The organism is Denitratisoma oestradiolicum, from assembly GCF_902813185.1.
GTDB lineage: Bacteria > Pseudomonadota > Gammaproteobacteria > Burkholderiales > Rhodocyclaceae > Denitratisoma > Denitratisoma oestradiolicum.
Genome location: NZ_LR778301.1, coordinates 1,344,278 through 1,362,100, shown reverse-complemented (window position 1 = coordinate 1,362,100; position 17,823 = coordinate 1,344,278). Strand labels below are relative to the sequence as shown.

Annotated in this window: 17 protein-coding genes; 8 read left to right on the top strand and 9 right to left on the bottom strand. The window is 63.9% G+C overall.

The window, feature by feature from the left end; translation table 11 throughout:
- Positions 1-8: 8 nt before the first annotated feature.
- The 3 genes from DENOEST_RS06215 (at position 9) to DENOEST_RS06205 (ending at position 2,087) form a co-directional block, all read left to right on the top strand.
- On the top strand, positions 9-836 hold the full coding sequence (locus DENOEST_RS06215; RefSeq protein WP_145769598.1) for a peptidylprolyl isomerase: 828 nt from the start codon (positions 9-11) through the stop codon (positions 834-836).
- Positions 837-896: 60 nt separating this feature from the next.
- A complete protein-coding gene (locus DENOEST_RS06210) occupies positions 897-1,658 on the top strand; it encodes a M90 family metallopeptidase (protein WP_145769597.1) in 762 nt (253 codons plus the stop codon).
- A 216-nt stretch (positions 1,659-1,874) separates the two neighbouring features.
- The gene (locus DENOEST_RS06205) at positions 1,875-2,087 is read left to right on the top strand and encodes a hypothetical protein (protein ID WP_145769596.1); all 213 of its coding nucleotides are present in this window, start codon (positions 1,875-1,877) and stop codon (positions 2,085-2,087) included.
- A gap of 132 nt (positions 2,088-2,219) precedes the next feature.
- On the opposite strand, the gene bamC is transcribed toward DENOEST_RS06205, so the two are convergent.
- The 3 genes from bamC to DENOEST_RS06190 are packed head-to-tail and all read right to left on the bottom strand — an operon-like array spanning position 2,220 to position 5,234.
- Positions 2,220-3,362, bottom strand: coding sequence for an outer membrane protein assembly factor BamC (bamC, locus tag DENOEST_RS06200; protein WP_145769595.1), 1,143 nt, complete (start codon positions 3,360-3,362; stop codon positions 2,220-2,222).
- Positions 3,363-3,381: 19 nt separating this feature from the next.
- The gene (gene dapA / locus DENOEST_RS06195; protein WP_145769594.1) at positions 3,382-4,260 is read right to left on the bottom strand and encodes a 4-hydroxy-tetrahydrodipicolinate synthase; all 879 of its coding nucleotides are present in this window, start codon (positions 4,258-4,260) and stop codon (positions 3,382-3,384) included.
- A 50-nt stretch (positions 4,261-4,310) separates the two neighbouring features.
- Positions 4,311-5,234, bottom strand: coding sequence for a histone deacetylase family protein (locus tag DENOEST_RS06190; protein ID WP_197970542.1), 924 nt, complete (start codon positions 5,232-5,234; stop codon positions 4,311-4,313).
- Positions 5,235-5,293: 59 nt separating this feature from the next.
- Between DENOEST_RS06190 and DENOEST_RS06185 the strand changes: the two genes are divergently transcribed.
- The 4 genes from DENOEST_RS06185 to mltB all read left to right on the top strand — a co-directional run bounded on the left by DENOEST_RS06185 (position 5,294) and on the right by mltB (position 10,400).
- Positions 5,294-6,226 carry an AAA family ATPase gene (locus tag DENOEST_RS06185; RefSeq protein WP_145769593.1) on the top strand — a complete coding sequence of 311 codons (933 nt, stop codon included), beginning with the start codon at positions 5,294-5,296 and terminating at the stop codon, positions 6,224-6,226.
- A 241-nt stretch (positions 6,227-6,467) separates the two neighbouring features.
- The gene (locus DENOEST_RS06180; protein ID WP_232096456.1) at positions 6,468-7,436 is read left to right on the top strand and encodes a DUF58 domain-containing protein; all 969 of its coding nucleotides are present in this window, start codon (positions 6,468-6,470) and stop codon (positions 7,434-7,436) included.
- Positions 7,423-9,384, top strand: a complete 1,962-nt coding sequence (locus DENOEST_RS06175) for a transglutaminase TgpA family protein (protein WP_145769592.1) — start codon at positions 7,423-7,425, stop codon at positions 9,382-9,384. Before DENOEST_RS06180 ends, DENOEST_RS06175 begins: the two co-directional genes overlap by 14 nt.
- Positions 9,381-10,400 carry a lytic murein transglycosylase B gene (gene mltB, locus DENOEST_RS06170; RefSeq protein WP_145769591.1) on the top strand — a complete coding sequence of 340 codons (1,020 nt, stop codon included), beginning with the start codon at positions 9,381-9,383 and terminating at the stop codon, positions 10,398-10,400. Before DENOEST_RS06175 ends, mltB begins: the two co-directional genes overlap by 4 nt.
- On the opposite strand, the gene rpoS is transcribed toward mltB, so the two are convergent.
- The 5 genes from rpoS to htpG form a co-directional block, all read right to left on the bottom strand.
- Complete coding sequence (rpoS, locus tag DENOEST_RS06165) at positions 10,362-11,294, bottom strand: RNA polymerase sigma factor RpoS (protein ID WP_145769590.1); 933 nt, start codon at positions 11,292-11,294, stop codon at positions 10,362-10,364. The genes mltB and rpoS overlap by 39 nt on opposite strands.
- Positions 11,295-11,307: 13 nt before the next feature.
- Positions 11,308-12,216, bottom strand: a complete 909-nt coding sequence (locus tag DENOEST_RS06160; protein WP_232096455.1) for a peptidoglycan DD-metalloendopeptidase family protein — start codon at positions 12,214-12,216, stop codon at positions 11,308-11,310.
- 109 nt (positions 12,217-12,325) lie between these two features.
- Positions 12,326-12,997: a protein-L-isoaspartate(D-aspartate) O-methyltransferase gene (locus DENOEST_RS06155; RefSeq protein ID WP_197970541.1), complete on the bottom strand. Its 672-nt coding sequence runs from the start codon at positions 12,995-12,997 to the stop codon at positions 12,326-12,328.
- Positions 12,982-13,725 (bottom strand): 5'/3'-nucleotidase SurE, encoded by a 744-nt coding sequence (gene surE, locus DENOEST_RS06150; RefSeq protein ID WP_145769588.1) that lies wholly within the window; start codon positions 13,723-13,725, stop codon positions 12,982-12,984. The genes DENOEST_RS06155 and surE overlap by 16 nt, the downstream gene beginning before the upstream one ends.
- A gap of 135 nt (positions 13,726-13,860) precedes the next feature.
- Entirely contained in the window at positions 13,861-15,795 is a 1,935-nt protein-coding gene (htpG, locus tag DENOEST_RS06145) for a molecular chaperone HtpG (RefSeq protein WP_145769587.1), read from the bottom strand.
- 121 nt (positions 15,796-15,916) lie between these two features.
- Here htpG and gstA point away from each other — a divergent pair, with 121 nt between their 5' ends.
- Entirely contained in the window at positions 15,917-16,528 is a 612-nt protein-coding gene (gene gstA / locus DENOEST_RS06140) for a glutathione transferase GstA (protein ID WP_145769586.1), read from the top strand.
- A gap of 4 nt (positions 16,529-16,532) precedes the next feature.
- On the opposite strand, the gene hpnE is transcribed toward gstA, so the two are convergent.
- Positions 16,533-17,819: a hydroxysqualene dehydroxylase HpnE gene (gene hpnE / locus DENOEST_RS06135; protein ID WP_145769585.1), complete on the bottom strand. Its 1,287-nt coding sequence runs from the start codon at positions 17,817-17,819 to the stop codon at positions 16,533-16,535.
- Positions 17,820-17,823 lie beyond the last annotated feature (4 nt).

The following is a 17,823-nucleotide window of genomic DNA, read 5'->3' as shown; positions in this document are numbered from 1 at the left end:
AGGACCCTATGAAACACCCCCTGCTGAAGGCATCCCTGATCTCCCTGGCCGCATCCCTGAGCGCATCCGCCCTGGCTGCCACCCCGGCCAAGACGACGGCACCCAAGGCGGATATCGCAGCCGTCGCGCCTTATGTCACCGTAAATGGCAAGGCAGTACCGAAACATCGGGCCGATTTTCTGCTGGCGATACAAAAGGCCCAGGGACGCCCCGAGTCGGAGGAACTGCGCCAGGCAGTTCGGGAGGAAGTCATTCGCCGTGAGATTCTGGCTCAGGAAGCCCTCAAGAAAGGTGTCGACAAGCGCTCCGAGATCATCGGTCAGATCAATCTGGCCGCCCAGGGCGTTCTGATCAATGCTTATATCAGTGACTACCTGCGGGCCAATCCCATCTCCGACGAAGCCGTCAGCCGGGAATACGATGCCATCAAGGCTCAGTTGGGTGACACCGAATACCGGGTGCGCCATATCCTAGTGGAATCGGAAGACCAGGCCAAGGAGATCATCGCCAAGCTCAAGCAGGGCGAGAAATTCGAGGCCCTGGCCCAGCAGTCCAAGGATCCTGGATCCAAGGAAAAGGGCGGCGAACTGGGCTGGTCCATCCCGTCGAACTACGTCAAACCCTTTGCCGATGCCATCATCAAGCTGGAAAATGGCAAAGTCACCGAGACCCCAGTCAAATCCGATTTTGGCTGGCATGTCATAGAGCTTGAGGAAACCCGGGCGCTGAAGCTGCCTGCCATGGATGAAACCAAACCCCAGATCATCCAGCGCCTGCAGCAGCAGGTGGTGGAACGCCATATCGGCGAGCTGCGGGCCAAAGCCAAGATTGACTGACCCCCTCGCCGTTGAATGTCGTTACGGGGGCCTTGGCCCCCGTTTTCATTGGAGTGGCCAATGTTTGAATGGCTGCGCGACAGGCTAGGCAAGAATGCTGCCGAGCGCCTGGCAATCCCCGAGGAGACCTGGGTCAGGGTGGAGGCCACCTTGCCCTGCCTTTCCCGTCTCGCACCATCCGAGCGGATACGTCTGCGTAGATTGGCCCGGACCTTCATCATCCAAAAGCAATGGACGGCCACAGAGGGGCTTACCCTCAATTCGACGATGCAGTTGTCCATTGCCCTGCAGGCCTGCCTACTGGTGCTCAACCTGGGGCTGGACTGGTATCGAGGCTGGATTGGCATCGTCATCTATCCGGGAGACTTCGTCATTCCCCGTGCCATCATCGATGAGAGCGGCGTGGTACACGAATATGAGGATCCAATTCTTGGCGAAGCCTGGGAGGGCGGGCCGCTCCTGCTCTCCTGGTTTCCTGCGACGGAGCAGCCCCGAGGCATCAATGTGGTAATTCACGAATTCGCCCACAAGCTCGACATGCTCCATGGCGGCGTCGCCAACGGCATGCCACCCCTACATCCCGGCATGTCCCGCAAACACTGGCAACTAGTCATGAACAACGCCTACCAGGACTTCTCACGAGATGTCAGGCAAGGTGAGCAGACCGCGCTTGATCCTTACGGCGCCGAGCATCCGGGGGAGTTCTTTGCTGTCCTCAGCGAGGTATTTTTTGAAACACCTAAGATGATCCAGAACAACTATCCGGAGGTCTATGAACAATTACAGCAATTTTACCGCCAGGACCCGTGCGCCACCTCCTGATCAACCACCCATCCAGGCAACAGGACTCCTTGTCCCCCAGCAGCCAAAACTCTTCTAGGCACTCGATGAATCATGCGGAAACTTCGCACAAAAAATCCAATGCAGCATACGGTAACGTCAAAATTCCCCATGCTAGAATCCAGCGCTGGTCGGCGTTCGAACCCGGCTGTCTGGTGAAAATCAGGCTATTTTGACTCTATCGATAAAGGCACACAAATGAAACAGTCTCTCCTCGTTGCAGCCCTGCTTGCTCTGGCCGTTACCGCTTGTGGCAAGAAAGAAGAAGCTCCCGCTCCCGCGCCGGCTCCCGCTGCTGCTCCCGCCGCTCCCGCCGCTGCTCCCGCCGCGCCTGAGGCTGCTGCTCCCGCCGCTGCCCCCGCTGAAGCTGCTGCTCCTGCTGCTCCCGCTGCCGACGCCGCCAAGAAGTAATTAGGCGCTTCAGCATAAAAAAGCCCAGCCAATATGGCTGGGCTTTTTTTATGGCCTGGGGGGCCTGAAGAGCTTTCGCAATGCTCATCATCTCCGTCCCCGTCGCAGAAACGAGGACGGTCCGCCGGACTGCTATTTCAACTGCTGATACAGCAGGTTCAGAATCTTTTTCGATGTCTCCGACTTGTCCACGCCGCCTTCCCGAGTCAGCACCTGGACCGAGGTGACATCGCCACCGGCCTTGACATGAATGCTGTAGCGGGCACTGTCGATGGTCACGGCCTTGTCGCTCTTCCAGAACATCAGCTTCGAAAGAACGCCCTGTTCCCCTGACGCCTTCTTGGCATCAGCCTCGGGATCCATGTAGCGCACGTAGTAGACACCCTGGCTGCGATCCCGGTCCTCCACTGTGAAGCCGACCCGATCCAGCGCCAGGCCTACCCGACGCCAGGCCCGATCGAAGGGCTCGCTGATCTCCAGCGCCCCCTGATTGTCTGCACTCGGCAACACAATCCTGGCTCGCTCCTGCTGGGGCTTTTCCGCCAGCATCGTTGTGGCTCTAGCCTCCTCGACCCCCAGCCGTACCATCAGGCGTCGCAGCATCTCCGCTTCCAGCTCCGTATCCACAGGACGAGGCTGCCAACGGGTCTGCTCCTTGGCTTCGTTGATATAGACCTCAACCATGCCCCGGTGGCTGATGTAAATTTCGGTAGTTCCGGCGACTGCGCCAGGTTCAAGCCGGGCGCGATACTTGTCGCGCTCACCGGTGGAATAAAGATCGTCGAACACCTTGCCAATGACGCCCCGCACCACATCCTGGGGCAGCTTGGCCCGATTTTCCGCCCAGTCGGTTTCCATCAGACCGGCCTCGGGCCGCTCACTGCTGATGATGAAGCCCATTTCCTGCCAGAACTCCTTCACCAGGGGCCAGACCTTGTCCGGCGCCCCCGGCACCACCAGCCAGCGCTGGGTGCCGGCATGCTCGATATGCATATTGTCGAACTTGGGCAGCACGTCCTGGCCGGTGGGCGCACGCACCTGACCGCCTCGTTCGCCGGAGTAGGTCGAATAGCTGGCCGACCCCTTGGGATTGGCGATATCCGGCACCGCATAACGCTCATCGCGGCTGGGGGCAGACAGGTCGGGCGGAATTTCCAGGGGCGGCAACTTGCCCGCAGACTTGTAATCGACCTTCTTCGATTCCAGGATCGAGGTGCTGCAAGCGGACAACAACAGGCCCAGCGACAGCGTCAGCAGCAATGCCTTCGGCTTCATGCGTCTTTACCTTAAGTGATCAAACCTGGATATCCGCCTCGCGCATGGCAGCGCGCAGGCGATCGTGAAATTCCGCAGACAGGGGGGTCAGCGGCAGGCGCAGCCCCCCCTCAATCAGGCCCATTTGCTGCACGGCCCACTTGACGGGAATCGGATTGGCTTCGACAAACAACTGCCGGTGCAGACCCAGCAGGCGGAAATTCAATTCCCGTGCACGATGCAGTTCCCCGGCCAGGGCCGCCTTGCACATCTCGTGCATCAGGCGGGGCGCCACGTTGGCGGTGACGGAAATGGTGCCATGGGCACCCAACAGAATCAGGGCCAGGGCACTGGCGTCGTCGCCACTGTAGATGGCAAAGTCCCGGGGTGCCCGCTTGATCAGGTCCGTGCCCCGCTCGGCGCTGCCAGTAGCGTCCTTGACGCCGATGATGCCCGGCACCTGCGCCAGGCGCAGTGTGGTGTCGTTGGACATGTCGGCCACGGTGCGGCCGGGCACGTTGTAGAGGATCAAGGGCAAATCCACCGCTTCGGCGATAGCCTTGAAATGTTGGTACAGGCCTTCCTGGGACGGCTTGTTGTAATAGGGCACCACGGACAGATGGGCATCGGCGCCGGCCCGCTTGGCGAACTGGCCCAGTTCGATGGCCTCCCGGGTCGAATTGGCGCCGGTGCCGGCAATCACCGGCACCCGGCCCGCCACATGGCTCACCGCCGTTTCGATGATCTGACAGTGTTCCTCCACATCCACCGTTGGCGACTCACCCGTAGTGCCGACCACCACGATGGCATCCGAACCCTCGGCCACATGCCAGTCGAGCAGGCGCCGGAAACCGGGCAGGTCGAGGCTGCCGTCTGCATGCATGGGAGTGACGATGGCGGGGATGGAACCGGTAATCATGAAGGAAGCCCAAACAAACGAGCCTGTGATTCTAACCGAAAGCGCCCCGGCTACAGGCCGGCCAGCGTCCTGATGTGGGCCGCCACGCTGCGGCCCAGAGCCGAGAGGGCGTAGCCCCCTTCCAGCATGGAGACAATGCGCCCCCCGGCATGGGCCAGTGCCACCTGCTTGATATGGTCCGTGACCCAGGCGTAGTCAGCCTCCAGCAGGCCCAGGGAAGCCATATCGTCCTCATAATGGGCATCAAAACCGGCTGAGATAAGCACCAGTTGAGGGGAAAAGGAACTCAGCCGAGGCAGCCAACGATCAGTCACCATGTCTCGAAATACGTCACCCCGGGTCCCGGCCGGCAAGGGCACGTTGCACATATTGGCCGCAGGATGGTCCGTACCGCTATAGGGATAGAAGGGGTGCTGGAAGCTGCCCACCATCAACACCCGCTCATCGCCAGCGAAAACATTCTCGGTGCCATTGCCGTGATGAACATCAAAATCCACGATTGCCACCCGCTCCAGCCCCCAGGCCTCCAGGGCATGACAGGCGGCCACCGCGATATTGTTGAAAAAGCAGAAGCCCATGGCTCGTGCCCGTTCTGCATGGTGACCGGGAGGCCGCACAGCGCAGAAGGCGCTGGCCACCTTGCCCGCCATCACCAGGTCCACCCCCAGCACCCCGGCGCCGGCAGCCCGCAGGGCCGCATTCAGGGTGCCGGGGCTCATGGCCGTGTCCGGGTCCAGATGGACGATGCCGTGGCTGGGCGAACTCTCCTGGAGCTGCTCGATATAGGGACGCGGATGAACACGCAACAGATGCTCCATCCCGGCCAGGGGGGCATCGTGATGCTGGAGATAGAGATCAAGCCCGGCGGCAATCAGACGGTCGTTGATGGCCGCCAGGCGTTCCGGACATTCCGGATGGTGGGGGCCCATATTGTGGAGCCCGCAATCGCGATGGGTGATGTAGGCGGTAGGCATGTACGGGATGACATACAATCGTCCAAGACATTCCCATTATCTCCCAGACAACTTGCGCCATGCTTGCACCCCAGCCTGATTCCCTGCAACAGGTACTCGCCGCCGCCGGCCGCATCATCCTCGGCAAGCAACACCAGATCCGCCTGGCCCTGGCCTGCCTGCTGGCCCGTGGCCACCTGCTGATCGAGGACATCCCCGGTGTCGGCAAGACCACCCTGGCCCATGGGCTGGCCCGGCTGCTGGGCCTCGAATTCCAGCGCATCCAGTTCACCAGCGACCTGCTGCCGGCCGACATTCTGGGGGTTTCCGTTTTCGACCGGGACGCCGGCGCCTTCCGCTTCCATCCGGGACCGGTCTTCGCCCAACTGATCCTGGCCGACGAAGTGAATCGGGCCACCCCCAAGGCCCAGAGCGCCCTGCTGGAAGCCATGGAGGAACGCCAGGTCACGGTGGAGGGGCAGACCCGTCCCCTGCCGGAACCCTTCTTCGTCATCGCCACCCAGAACCCGATGCATCAGATCGGCACCTTTCCCCTGCCCGAATCCCAACTGGACCGTTTCCTGATGCGCATCGAACTGGGCTATCCGGATCGGGCGGCGGAACGGGAACTGCTGGCCGGCGCCGACCGCCACACCATGGTGGCGGCCCTCGCGCCCCTGCTGGCGCCCGAAACTCTGCAAGGCTTGCAGCAGAAAGTCGCCGCCATTCATGCCGCGCCGGCCCTGATCGATTATGTCCAAGCCCTGGCGGAACACACCCGCCACAGTGCCGACTTCGAGGCAGGACTTTCGCCCCGGGCCGCCCTCGGCCTGCTGGCCGCATCCCGGGCCTGGGCCTGGCTGGAGGGCCGAGGCCATGTACTGCCGGAAGACATCCAGGCCGTGCTGCCGGCGGTGGCTGGCCACCGTCTGCGTCCCAGCATCGGTGCCGGCGTCGCCCCTGCCAGCAGCGAAGTGGCCCGGCGCCTGATCGAGTCGGTACCCCTGCCCTGACGCTCATGGAAGCCGATTTTTCGCCCCGGTCCATGAAACACGCGAAAGGCAGAAAGGCCCACCCCCGCCCAGCCGCCCACGGCCGGCATTGCACTGCCGGCCGGCTACGGCGGCGCAAAGCAATGCTTTGCGAAACCCCGCCTTCGCCCCCCTCTCCGGGGGAGGCGACGATGCCGGCTCGCTACGCTCGAAAATTTGATTTGCCGTTCCAATTCGCTGTTTCACGTTAACAACGGCTCCCGTGAATCTCGCTGAAACCCTGCGCCAAAGCTTTTACCGCTGGGCACTGCGGGGACGGGCACCAGAGGCCGTCCCCATCGTTCTGACCCGGCACCGGGTCTTTGTCCTGCCCACGCGGGCCGGCATGGCCTATGCAGGAAGCCTGGTGGTCATGCTGGTGGGCGCCATCAATTACAGCTTGAGCCTGGGCCACGCCTTCGTCTTCCTGCTGGCGGGCCTGGGCATCGCCACCATCCTGGCCACCTTCCGCAATCTGGCCCAGTTGCGCATCACCCCCGGCCGGGCCGAGCCGGTCTTCGCCGGCGAGCATGCACTCTTTGGCCTAGTGCTTCACAACCCGCGTCCCGGCGAACGCCCCTGCCTGCGAATCTGGGCTGGCAACGGCGCCCATTTGGTCATGGACGTGCCGGGCAAGGACTGCGCAGAAGCGCGCCTGCCCGTGCCCGCCATCCGGCGCGGCTGGCTGAATCTGCCCCGGGTCACCCTGGAAACCACCTACCCCCTGGGGCTGGTGCGGGCCTGGGCCTATGCGGCGCCAGCCCTCGCCTGCCTGGTCTACCCCCAACCGGCCCGGCAGGCCCCGCCCCTGCCCCTGGGCAGCGGCGACCATCAGGGCGGCCTGCGCCGGGCCGGCGGCAGTGACGACTTCGCCGGACTGCGCAGCCACCAGCCGGCCGATCCCCTTCAGCATGTAGCCTGGAAGGCCGCCGCCCGCCATCCGGACGGTGAACTGTTGACCAAGATGTTCGCTGGCGAGAGCACCGAAACCCTCTGGCTGGCCTGGGACGCCCTGCCGCCGGGGCTGGACGAGGAAGCCCGCCTGTCCCTGCTTGCCCGCTGGGTCTGCGATGCCCACGGCGCCGGCCTGATCTGGGGCCTGCGCCTGCCGGGGCGGACCCTGGCGCCGGCCAGCGGCGAGGCCCACTACCATCATTGCCTGCAGGCCCTGGCGCTTCATGGCCAAGACTGAGCACCATGCCCCACCCGTTACCCAACGCCAGACCCTGTGGCTGGCGGCCGCCGCCCTGGCCGTGGGACTGCCCCTCAGCCTCCATCTGCCCCCCTGGCTCTCGGGTCTGGCCGGTCTGGCTCTGGCCTGGCGAACCTGGCTGCTCTGGCGCCGCTTTCCCCTGCCTCCGACCTGGCTGCTCAATCTGATCGCCCTGACGGGCCTGATCGGCGTCGGCGCCCATTACCGCAGCATCATCGGCAAGGAGCCAGGGGTAGCCCTGCTGACCTTGTTCCTGGCCCTGAAACTGTTCGAGATGCGCAACCGGCGGGACGCCTACGCCATACTGCTGCTGGCCCTGTTCCTGATGCTGGCGCATTTTTTCTACAGCCAGAGCATCGCCACCGCCGCCGCCATGATCATCACCCTGGTGGTGGTGATCGGCGCCATGATCGCCCTCAACCACGATAGGGAAACCCCGCTGCCCATCATTACCCGGGCCGGCGTGTTGCTGATCCAGGCCCTCCCCTTCATGGTGGTGCTGTTCGTCCTCTTTCCCCGAATCTCCTCCCCCCTCTGGGGCCTGCCGATCGATGCCTACAGCGGCCTGACCGGCCTTTCGGAACGCATGTCGCCGGGCGCCATCAGCGAACTGTCCCTGTCCGACGAGATTGCCTTCCGGGCCAAGTTTTCAGGCTCCCCGCCGCCCAAGTCGGCCCGCTACTGGCGTGGCCCGGTGCTGGGATATTTCGATGGACGGACCTGGCATATCACGCCACCCGCCGTCAGTGCCACGCTACCCTACAGGCCGATGGGGCCTGCCCTGGACTATGAAATCACCCTGGAAGCCCATAACCGTCACTGGCTCTTCGCTCTGGAGCTGCCCGGCCAGGTACCGGACGGAGCCTTGATCACCAGTCAGTATCAACTGGTCAGCAAGGAGCCGGTGCGCAACCGCCTGCGCTATCCGATGCGCTCTCACCTGACGCAACGGGCCGGAGAGGAGGAAACCGAATCGACACGGCGAGCGGCACTGGCCCTGCCCGCCGGATTCAATCCCCGCAGCCGCGTCCTGGGGCAGGAATTGCGGGCCGGGGCCAGAAACGACCGCGAAGTGGTAAACGCCATGCTGGCCCATTACCAGGAGCAGCCCTTCGTCTACACCCTGGCCCCTCCCCTCCTGGGGCGTGACAGCATGGACGAATTCCTGTTCGAGACCCGGCGCGGCTTCTGTGAACATTTCGCCGCCAGTTTCGTGTTCGTCATGCGTGCCGCCGGCATCCCGGCTCGGGTGGTCACCGGTTACCAGGGCGGGGAAATCAATCCGGTGGACGGTTTTATGCTGGTGCGCCAGTCCGACGCCCACGCCTGGGCTGAGGTGTGGTTGTCTGGTGAAGGCTGGCAGCGGGTGGACCCTACCGCCACCATTGCGCCCAACCGGGTGGAAGGCAATCTGGCTGCTGCCCTGCCCATCGGGGAATCCCGGCCCCTGCTGGGACAGACTGACATGGCATGGCTGAGGCAAATGCGCTACCAGTGGGAAGCCCTGTCGAATCGATGGAACCAGTGGGTGCTGGGTTACGACAGCAAGCGCCAGACCGAGCTGATGCGCATTCTGGGCATGGCCTCCCCCGACTGGCGCGCCATGGGATCCCTGCTGGCCGCCCTGAGTGTAATCCTGATGCTGCTGCTTACCACCTGGCATCTGCGCCAGTGGCAACGCCTGGACCCGGTACAGGCCGCCTGGCGCCATTTCGAGAACAAGCTGGAACGGCGGGGGCGGGGGCTGGGGCGCCGATCCTGGGAAGGCCCCCGGGACTACGGTCAGCGTCTGGTCACGGCAATACCCGGGAAGGCCGGCGAAATCACGGCCATCTGCCAGCTTTACGAGATCCTGCGCTACGGTACAGTCCGTAACGACTCCGCCCTGCCCGACCTCAAGCGCCGCATCGTCCGCTTTTCCCCATGAAATTTCTGCCCCACATACTGTTTTTCCTGGCTGCCAACCTGCTGCCCTGCTCAGCCCTCGCCAGCGACTACGCCCGGCGCGAAGATGTTCGCGATTTCATCGCCGATATTTCCCGACGCCATGATTTCGACGCCACAGAATTGCTCATACTGTTTCACAAGGTTCGTCCCCTGCCGGCCGTGCTCAAGGCCATCCAGCCCTCCCGGGATCCAGGCATCCGTTCCTGGCAGGCCTATCGGGGCCGGTTCGTGGAACCCCGGCGCATCGCCGCCGGCATCAAGTTCTGGGGTCAGCACCAGGACGCTTTGTTGCGGGCGGAAACGCTCTATGGCGTGCCGCCCGAGATCATCGTCGCCATCATCGGCGTGGAAACCATTTACGGGCGCCACATGGGCCGCTTCGAGACCTTCTCGGCCCTGAGCAACCTGGCTTTCGACTACCCCCCCCGGGCCGAGTTGTTCCGCCGTGAGCTGGAAGCCCTGCTGCTGCTGGCCCGGGAAGAGGGCCATTCACCCCTGGCCTATCACGGCTCCTATGCCGGCGCCCTGGGCATGCCCCAGTTCCTGCCCAGCAGCCAGCGCCGCTTTGCGGTGGATTTCGATCGGGACGGAGCAGTGGACCTGCGGGGCAGCAGCGCCGACGCCATCGGCAGTGTCGGTCGCTTCCTGTCTGAACATGGCTGGCAGCGGGGCGGCCCGATTCTGACGCCGGCTGCGGTGCGCAGCGAGCGGGCCACCGAATTGCTGGCGGAAGGCATCACGCCCCGGCGCCTTCCCCGGGAGATGTCCGACTATGGCGTGGAGGTGGAAGGGGCGCCCGAAGCCCCGGCGGCCCTTATTGATTATGTGACGCCCCAGGCCGAAACGGAATACCGCCTGGGCTACCAGAATTTCTTCGTGATTACCCGTTACAACCGCAGCAGCTTCTACGCCACGGTGGTGGCCGACCTGGCCGCTGCCCTGCGCCAGGTAATGAGTTCAGAGCAACGCGTCGCGGCCAACACCGTCCCGCGTTAGCCGGCGGCGCAGGCTTTGCAGGGCCTCCATCTGGATCTGGCGCACCCGTTCTCGGGTCACCCCCATTTCCAGGGCGATATTCTCTAGGGTGGATAGTTCCTGGCCGTTGAGACCATAGCGCCGCTCGATGACCATGCGCTGGCGTTCCGAGAGTTCCTCGATCCAGCCCTCCATCAGGCCCTCGACCTCCTGCTGGGCCAGCAGCAGTTCCGGCCCCAGTTCGTTTTCGTCGGCGACCGCATCGCCGATGGTCAGGTCCGGATCGATATCCAGGGGTGCGTCCAGGGAGGCCGTGCGCTCCGGCAACGACAGGATATGGCGCACTTCCTCCACCGGCCGGCCCAGCAGCATGGCCACGTCCTCCGGCCCGTGATGCACCGAACCATCCTTGGCGTCCAGTTGCCGCAGGGTGCGCAACACCTGGTTCAGTTCCTTCACCACATGCACCGGCAGGCGGATGGTGCGGGACTGATTCATGATGGCCCGCTCGATGTTCTGCCGTATCCACCAGGTGGCATAGGTGGAAAAGCGGAAGCCCCGCTCCGGATCGAACTTCTCCAGCGCATGGATCAGGCCCAGGTTGCCTTCCTCGATCAGGTCGTCGAAGGGCAGACCCCGGTTCTGGTAATGGCGGGCGATGCTGACCACCAGACGCAGGTTGGACTCGATCATGCGCTGGCGAGCGGCGAAGTCCCCGGCCTGCACAGCCCGTGCCAAGGCCCGCTCCTGGTCTGCCTTGAGCAGGGAATGGGCGCCGATTTCATTAAGGTAGAGCTGAGTGATGTCGTCGAGGAAGTCGTGAGGTTCCTGCGCGGCGGCAACCACGTCGACCTCGCCGCTCCCAACGACTTCAGCGGCTTCCTCTTCGTCTCCTGGCAACGGCTCGTCGGTCACTTTGTCTCCCGGGTCAGCGCTTGGGTAAATACTGGGTCGGATCCACCGGCTTGCCCTGGCGTCGGATCTCGAAATGCAGCTTGGGCTGGTCGGCGTCGCTGCTGCCCACCTCGGCGATTTTTTGTCCCCGCGTTACACTCTGCCCCTCCTTGACCAGTATCTGGCTGTTATGGGCATAGGCGGAGAGGAAAGTGGCGTCATGCTTGACGATCACCAGCTTGCCGTAACCCCGCAAGCCCGTACCGGCGTACACCACTTTACCGGACCCCGCCGCCAGCACCGGATCCCCTGGTTTGCCGGCCAGGTCCACGCCTTTATTGCTGCCCTCGCTGAAACCAGCCAGCAGCTTGCCGGCAGACGGCCAGGCCCAGACCGTCTCCTCATTGACGGCGACGGCTGGTTTTTCGATGGCCTTCTCGGCGGGTGCCGGGACCACCGCCACACGCTGCATGGGTTCCGGCTGGCGCAGCCGGGCAAGGACTTCTTCGGAATAGGGTTGCTTGCCACCCTTGGGTTCCCGCACCAGGCTGTCCTCCACCACCGCCGCTGCCGCCGTGACCACGGGACGGGACTCCACCGCCACCGGCCCCGTCACTGGCCGCACTTCCACCACGGGGTCGGCGCTATCGGGGGAGGCAACTCGCAATTGCTGGCCCACCAGAATGCGGTTGGGATCTTCCAGATTGTTCCAGGCCGCCAGATCCCGATAGGAATGCCCATGATCCAGGGCGATACCGTAGAGGGTGTCACCCTTTTTCACCAGGTAGTAACCCGGCGGCACAACAACGGGGTCGACGGCAGCGCGGGCAGGTGTCGCGGCGGACGCGATGGCGGCAGTCCGGTCTTCCACCGGCACCGGCTCGTGGCTGGCGCAGGCGGCCAGCAAGATGACAGCAACACAGGACAACAGGCGCAAGCTCACTGAACTACCCTCCCCCCACCCCCCTCCCCGAGGGAGGGGGTGACGACGGTCCGCCGCGCTGCGGCTCCGAAATGTGTAACACGCCCCTTCGGGCGGCCGTGCGGGGTGCTCATTCGACCCCCGGCAAGAGCGGCACAAAGCGTACCGCATCGAAGCGTGTTTCCTTGAACCCCTCCGGCGTCCGCTCAATCAGGGACAGGACCTGCTCCTGCCCGCCACCAACGGGCAGTATCAGTCGCCCCCCCGGCGCCAGTTGATCCAGCAACGTCTGAGGCACCCGGGCAGCGGCCGCCGCGACGATGATCGTATCATAGGGTGATGCTTCCACCAGCCCTTGATTGCCGTCGGCATGTTTCAATCGGACCTGGGAGAGTCGCAACTGGCGCAGGTTCTCCCGCGCACGGGAAAGCAAGGGAGCGATGCGTTCCACGGCATAAACATCCTTGGACAGCATGGCCAGCACTGCGGCCTGATAGCCGCAGCCGGCGCCTACTTCCAGGGTCTTGCCCAACCCCCCGCGGCCTGCCAGCAGCAATTCGATCATGCGGGCCACCACATAGGGCTGGGAAATGGTCTGCCCCAGGATCAGGGGCAGCGCCGTGTCCTCGTAGGCCCGATGGGACAGGGCCGGCTCCACGAAAATGTGCCGGGGCACGGCGGCGATGGCTGCAAGCACCCGCTCGTCCCGAATACCCTGCTCCCGCAGGCGCTCGATCATGCGCCCCCGGGTGCGTTGGGAGGTCATGCCGATGCCTTGCAGGGAGTTCATGCCTTCAGCCACTCCCAGGCGGCGCCGATCTGGGCCGTATGGGTCAGGTCGATCTGGAGGGGAGTCACCGATGCGTAGCCTTCGGCCACCGCATGGAAATCGGTGCTCTCCCCCGCATCCGCGGCCTCGCCGGCAGGGCCGACCCAATAGACGGTTTCGCCCCGTGGACTCAACTGCTTGACCACCGGTTCAGCCTTGTGGCGCCGGCCCAGGCGGGTGACCCGCAAGCCCTTCAATTCCTCATAGGGAACATCTGGCACATTCACGTTCAAAAGTACCGGCCCGCCGAAGTCCTGGCGCTGAAAACGCTGCACCAGTTCGCGGGCCACCCGGGCCGCCGTCTCGAAATGCTCGCCATGCTTACCCACCAGTGACACGGCGACGGCCGGCACACCGAGCAGGTAGCCCTCGGTGGCGGCAGCCACAGTGCCGGAATAAATGGTGTCGTCGCCCATGTTGGCCCCCAGGTTGATGCCGGAGAGCACCATGTCGGGCCGCTCGTCCAGCATGCCGGTCACTGCCAGATGCACGCAGTCGGTGGGAGTGCCATTGACGAAATAGAAGCCGTTGGCGGCTCGGCGCAGGGAAAGGGGACGATCCAGAGTCAGGGAATTGCTGGCGCCGCTGCGATCCTGTTCGGGAGCCACTACCGTCACTGTGGCCAGATCGGAAACCGCCTTAACCAGGGCTGCGATGCCTGGAGCGAAATATCCGTCGTCGTTACTGAGCAGGATGCGCATGCCGGCGACCTTGATGTATGTGGATGGACGAAATTGCTTGCCAAGGCGCCCCTGGGCGGATGCCGTTTACGCACTGGTTCTACGGCACCGATTCTAATGGAGAACGCGGCGTTTGTGCCGCATTCTCCCGTGCAATCACGCCTTGCCCTGGGTCATGGCCAGCATCAGGTCGTTGATCCGCCGGACGAAGGTGGCCGGGTCGTCCAGTTGCCCACCCTCGGCCAGCAACGCCTGGTCGAACAGCACCGAGGCCCAGTCGTCAAACTTGCCATCCTCATATCTTAGGCGCAGTACCACTGGATGCCTGGGGTTGATTTCCAGGATCGGTTTCATGTCAGGCGCCTGCTGCCCAGCCGCCTTCAGCAGACGAGCCAGATTGGCGGACATGTCGTGCTCGTCGGCCACCAGGCAGGCGGGGGAATCGGTCAGGCGATGGGTCACCCGCACTTCCTTGACCCGATCGGCCAGGGAAGCCTTGATCTTGTCCACCAATTCCTTGAACTCACCGACGGCGGATTCCTGTTCCTGTTTCTCGGCTTCATCGCTGAGGCTGCCCAGGTCCAGGTCCCCCTTGGCCACCGAGGCCAGGGCCTTGCCCTCGAAGTCCGTGAGATTGCCCACCACCCACTCATCCACCCGATCCGAGAGCAGCAGCACCTCGATGCCCTTCTTGCGGAAAATTTCCAGATGGGGGCTGTTCTTTGCCGCATTGAAGCTATCGGCGGCCACGTAATAGATCTTGTCCTGCCCTTCCTTCATGCGCGCCACATAATCGGCCAGGGACACGCTTTCCTCCGGCGTATCGGCATGGGTGGAGGCGAAGCGCAGCAGGCCGGCGATGCGAGCCTTGTTGGCGAAGTCCTGGCCCACCCCTTCCTTCAGGGCACGACCGAACTCGCCCCAGAATTTCGCGTACTTCTCCTTGCCTTCGGCTTCCTCGCTGTTGGCCATATCCTCCAGCAGGCCGAGAATCTTCTTGGTGCAGCCGTTGCGGATGGCCTCGATGTCCTTGGATTCCTGGAGGATTTCCCGGGACACGTTGAGGGGCAGATCGGCGGAGTCCACCACGCCGCGCACGAAGCGCAGATAGTTGGGCAACAACTGCTCGGCGTCGTCCATGATGAAAACCCGGCGCACGTAGAGCTTGATGCCATGGCGGGCGTTGCGGTCCCACAGATCGAAGGGGGCGCGGCCCGGCACATAAAGCAACTGGGTGTATTCCTGACGGCCCTCGACCCGGGCATGGACCCAGGCCAGGGGGTCGTCGAAGTCATGGCCCACGTGCTTGTAGAACTCCTTGTACTCGTCCTCGGCGATATCGTTCTTGGCCCGGGTCCACAGAGCCGAGGCCTTGTTGACGGTCTCGTCTTCGGTGGTGGCCACCTGTTCCTTCTTCTCCTCGTCCCAGGACTCCTTGTGCATCACGATGGGCTGGACGATGTGGTCGGAATACTTGCGGATGATGGCGCGCAGTTTCCAGCCAGAAAGCAGGTCGTCCTGGTCCTCCCGCAGATGCAGGGTGATTTCGGTGCCGCGCTCGGGCCGGTCCACCATTTCGATGCTGAATTCTCCGGCCCCTTCCGACTCCCAGCGCACCCCCTGGCTGGCCTGTTCGCCGGCGCGGCGGGTGAGTACGGTCACCCGGTCGGCAACGATGAAGGAGGAATAGAAGCCAACACCGAACTGGCCGATCAGGTGGGCATCCTTCTGCTGGTCGCCGCTGAGCCGGCTGAAGAATTCCCGGGTACCCGACTTGGCGATGGTTCCCAGATTGGTGATCACCTCGTCCCGACTCATGCCGACGCCGTTGTCGCTGATGGTCAGGGTGCGGGCCGCCTTGTCATAGGCGACGCGGATTTTCAGATCCGGATCGGACTCGAACAGTGAGCCATTGTGCAGAGCCTCGAAACGCAGCTTGTCGCAGGCATCGGATGCGTTGGAAATCAGTTCCCGCAGGAAGATTTCCCGGTTCGAGTAAAGGGAATGAATCATCAGGTGCAGCAACTGCTTCACCTCGGTCTGAAAACCCATGGTCTCCCGGTTCGCAGCGGTCGTGGCATCAACGGACATGAAAAAATCTCCAGAAAGCATGACGAAGGCAGTTGGTGGGGGCGAAATCCAGGATTTCAAGAGGGCCATATTCAACAGAGAGACTGAGTTAGCATGCCGCTTTCCCAAGCAAGGAGATCCCATGAAACTCTATTACGCTCCCGGCGCCTGCTCCCAGGCCCCCCACATCACCGCCCTGGAGGGCGGTCTGTCGCTCCAGTTGGTTCGCGTCACCCTCGGCAAATCGGTCACCGAACATGGCGAGAATTACAAGGACATCAGCCCCCTGGGCTTCGTCCCCCTGTTGCAGCTCGATGATGGCCGCACCCTGGGTGAATGCTCTGCCGTGGTCCAGTACCTGGCCGACCAGGCGCCGGCAGCGGGAATGCTGGCACCGGCAGGCAGCTTCGAGCGCTACAAGACCCAGGAATGGTTGAGCTTCATCGCCACGGAACTGCACAAGGGCGGCTTCAGCCCCCTTTTCAATCCCAACCTCAGTGCAGAAGCCAGGACGGGGACGCTCAAGACCCTCCACAACCGTCTGGATTATGTCGCACGTCACCTGCAGGACCGGGACTATCTCGTGGGCGACCGGTTCAGCGTCGCCGATGCCTATCTCTTCGTCACCCTGGGTTGGACCGGCTACCTCAAACTCGACCTGAGCGCCTGGCCTACCCTGGCATCCTTCGTCCAGCGCATCGCCGCTCGCCCCGCCGTGCAGGCAGCGCTCAAGGCCGAGGGGCTGCTGGGCTGAGCCCCTACCCCAGCACCAGCCGCGCCGCCTGCTGGCCGCTACGCACCGCCCCTTCCAGGGTGGCCGGATAATCGCCGGCGGTGTAGTCCCCGGCCAGCAGCAGTCCGGGCAGGGAAGTCAGATTTTCCGGCCGCTTCAGCTTGGGACGGCAGGAGAAGGTGGCGCGCTTTTCCACGATCACCTTGTGCCAGCGGGGCTCGGGCAGGTCGGGCAAGATCGAGGCGATTTCCTCGTGGAGGCGCCGGGCCAGGATCTCCGGTGCCAAGTCCTGATGGCGGCCCCTTGCGCTGATGACGGCTGCCAGCAGCCCCGCCGGCCCCCCCAGGGCGCCCCGATCGAAGAGCCATTGCAGGTAGTCGCCGGCATGGCCCACCATGGGAAAGGGTAGCCGTACCGTCTCCGGGTATTGCAGATAGGCGGTGACGATGGGCTCCTGATCGAGAGCGTCCAGTTGTGCCGCCAGGGGAAGCAGCTCCGGCCAGCCCTCGATCAGCCGGCGGGCATGGTAGGGAGCGGTGGCGATCACCACATGGCTGTAGCTTCCTTGCTGATCCAGTCGCCAGCCCTTGTCGCTCCGGGTCAGGCCATGGATGCGGCGCTCCCGTTCCAGCCGGCCGCCCCGGGCTTCCACATAGCGGGCGGCGGGCTCCGGTAACAAGGCCGAGAAATCCGCCCTGGGCAGCAGCAGGTCCGAGGCGGCCCGTTCCGCCCCCAGACTGTCCCGCAGCACATTGAGAAAGACCTGGGCCGACGCCTCGGCCACCGGCGTGTTGAGGGCCGCCACGCAAAGGGGCTCCCAGAGATAGCGGCACAGGGCTTCCGGTTGCCGGTGGCGGCGCAGCAGCTCAGCCACCGGCAGGTCCTCGGTCAATCGGTAGCGGCAGGCCTTGAGCGTCTGCATGAAGCGCAGGGCTGCGAACTTTTCTGCCGGACTCAGGCCCCGCGCACAGAACAGGGCCGCCGCCAGATGCAGGGGCGCGGGCAGGCGGGGCGCGACAAGACGCAGGCGACCCGGGTATTCGAGGCATAGGGGATGGCGCAGCAGGCTGGCCGCGGGGTCCGCCCCCACCCTATCCATCAGGGCCAGGGTCTGGCGATAGGCCCCCAGCAGGATGTGCTGACCGTTGTCCAGTCGCACCCCTTCGATATCCACGCTGCGTGCTCGCCCCCCCAGGGTGCGGGAAGCCTCGAACACCTCCACCGGGATACCCTCATCCGCCAGGGCCACCGCCGCGGCGAGGCCGGCATAGCCGGCGCCGATGATAGCGACGCGAACGCCGTTACGCCTCACCCCT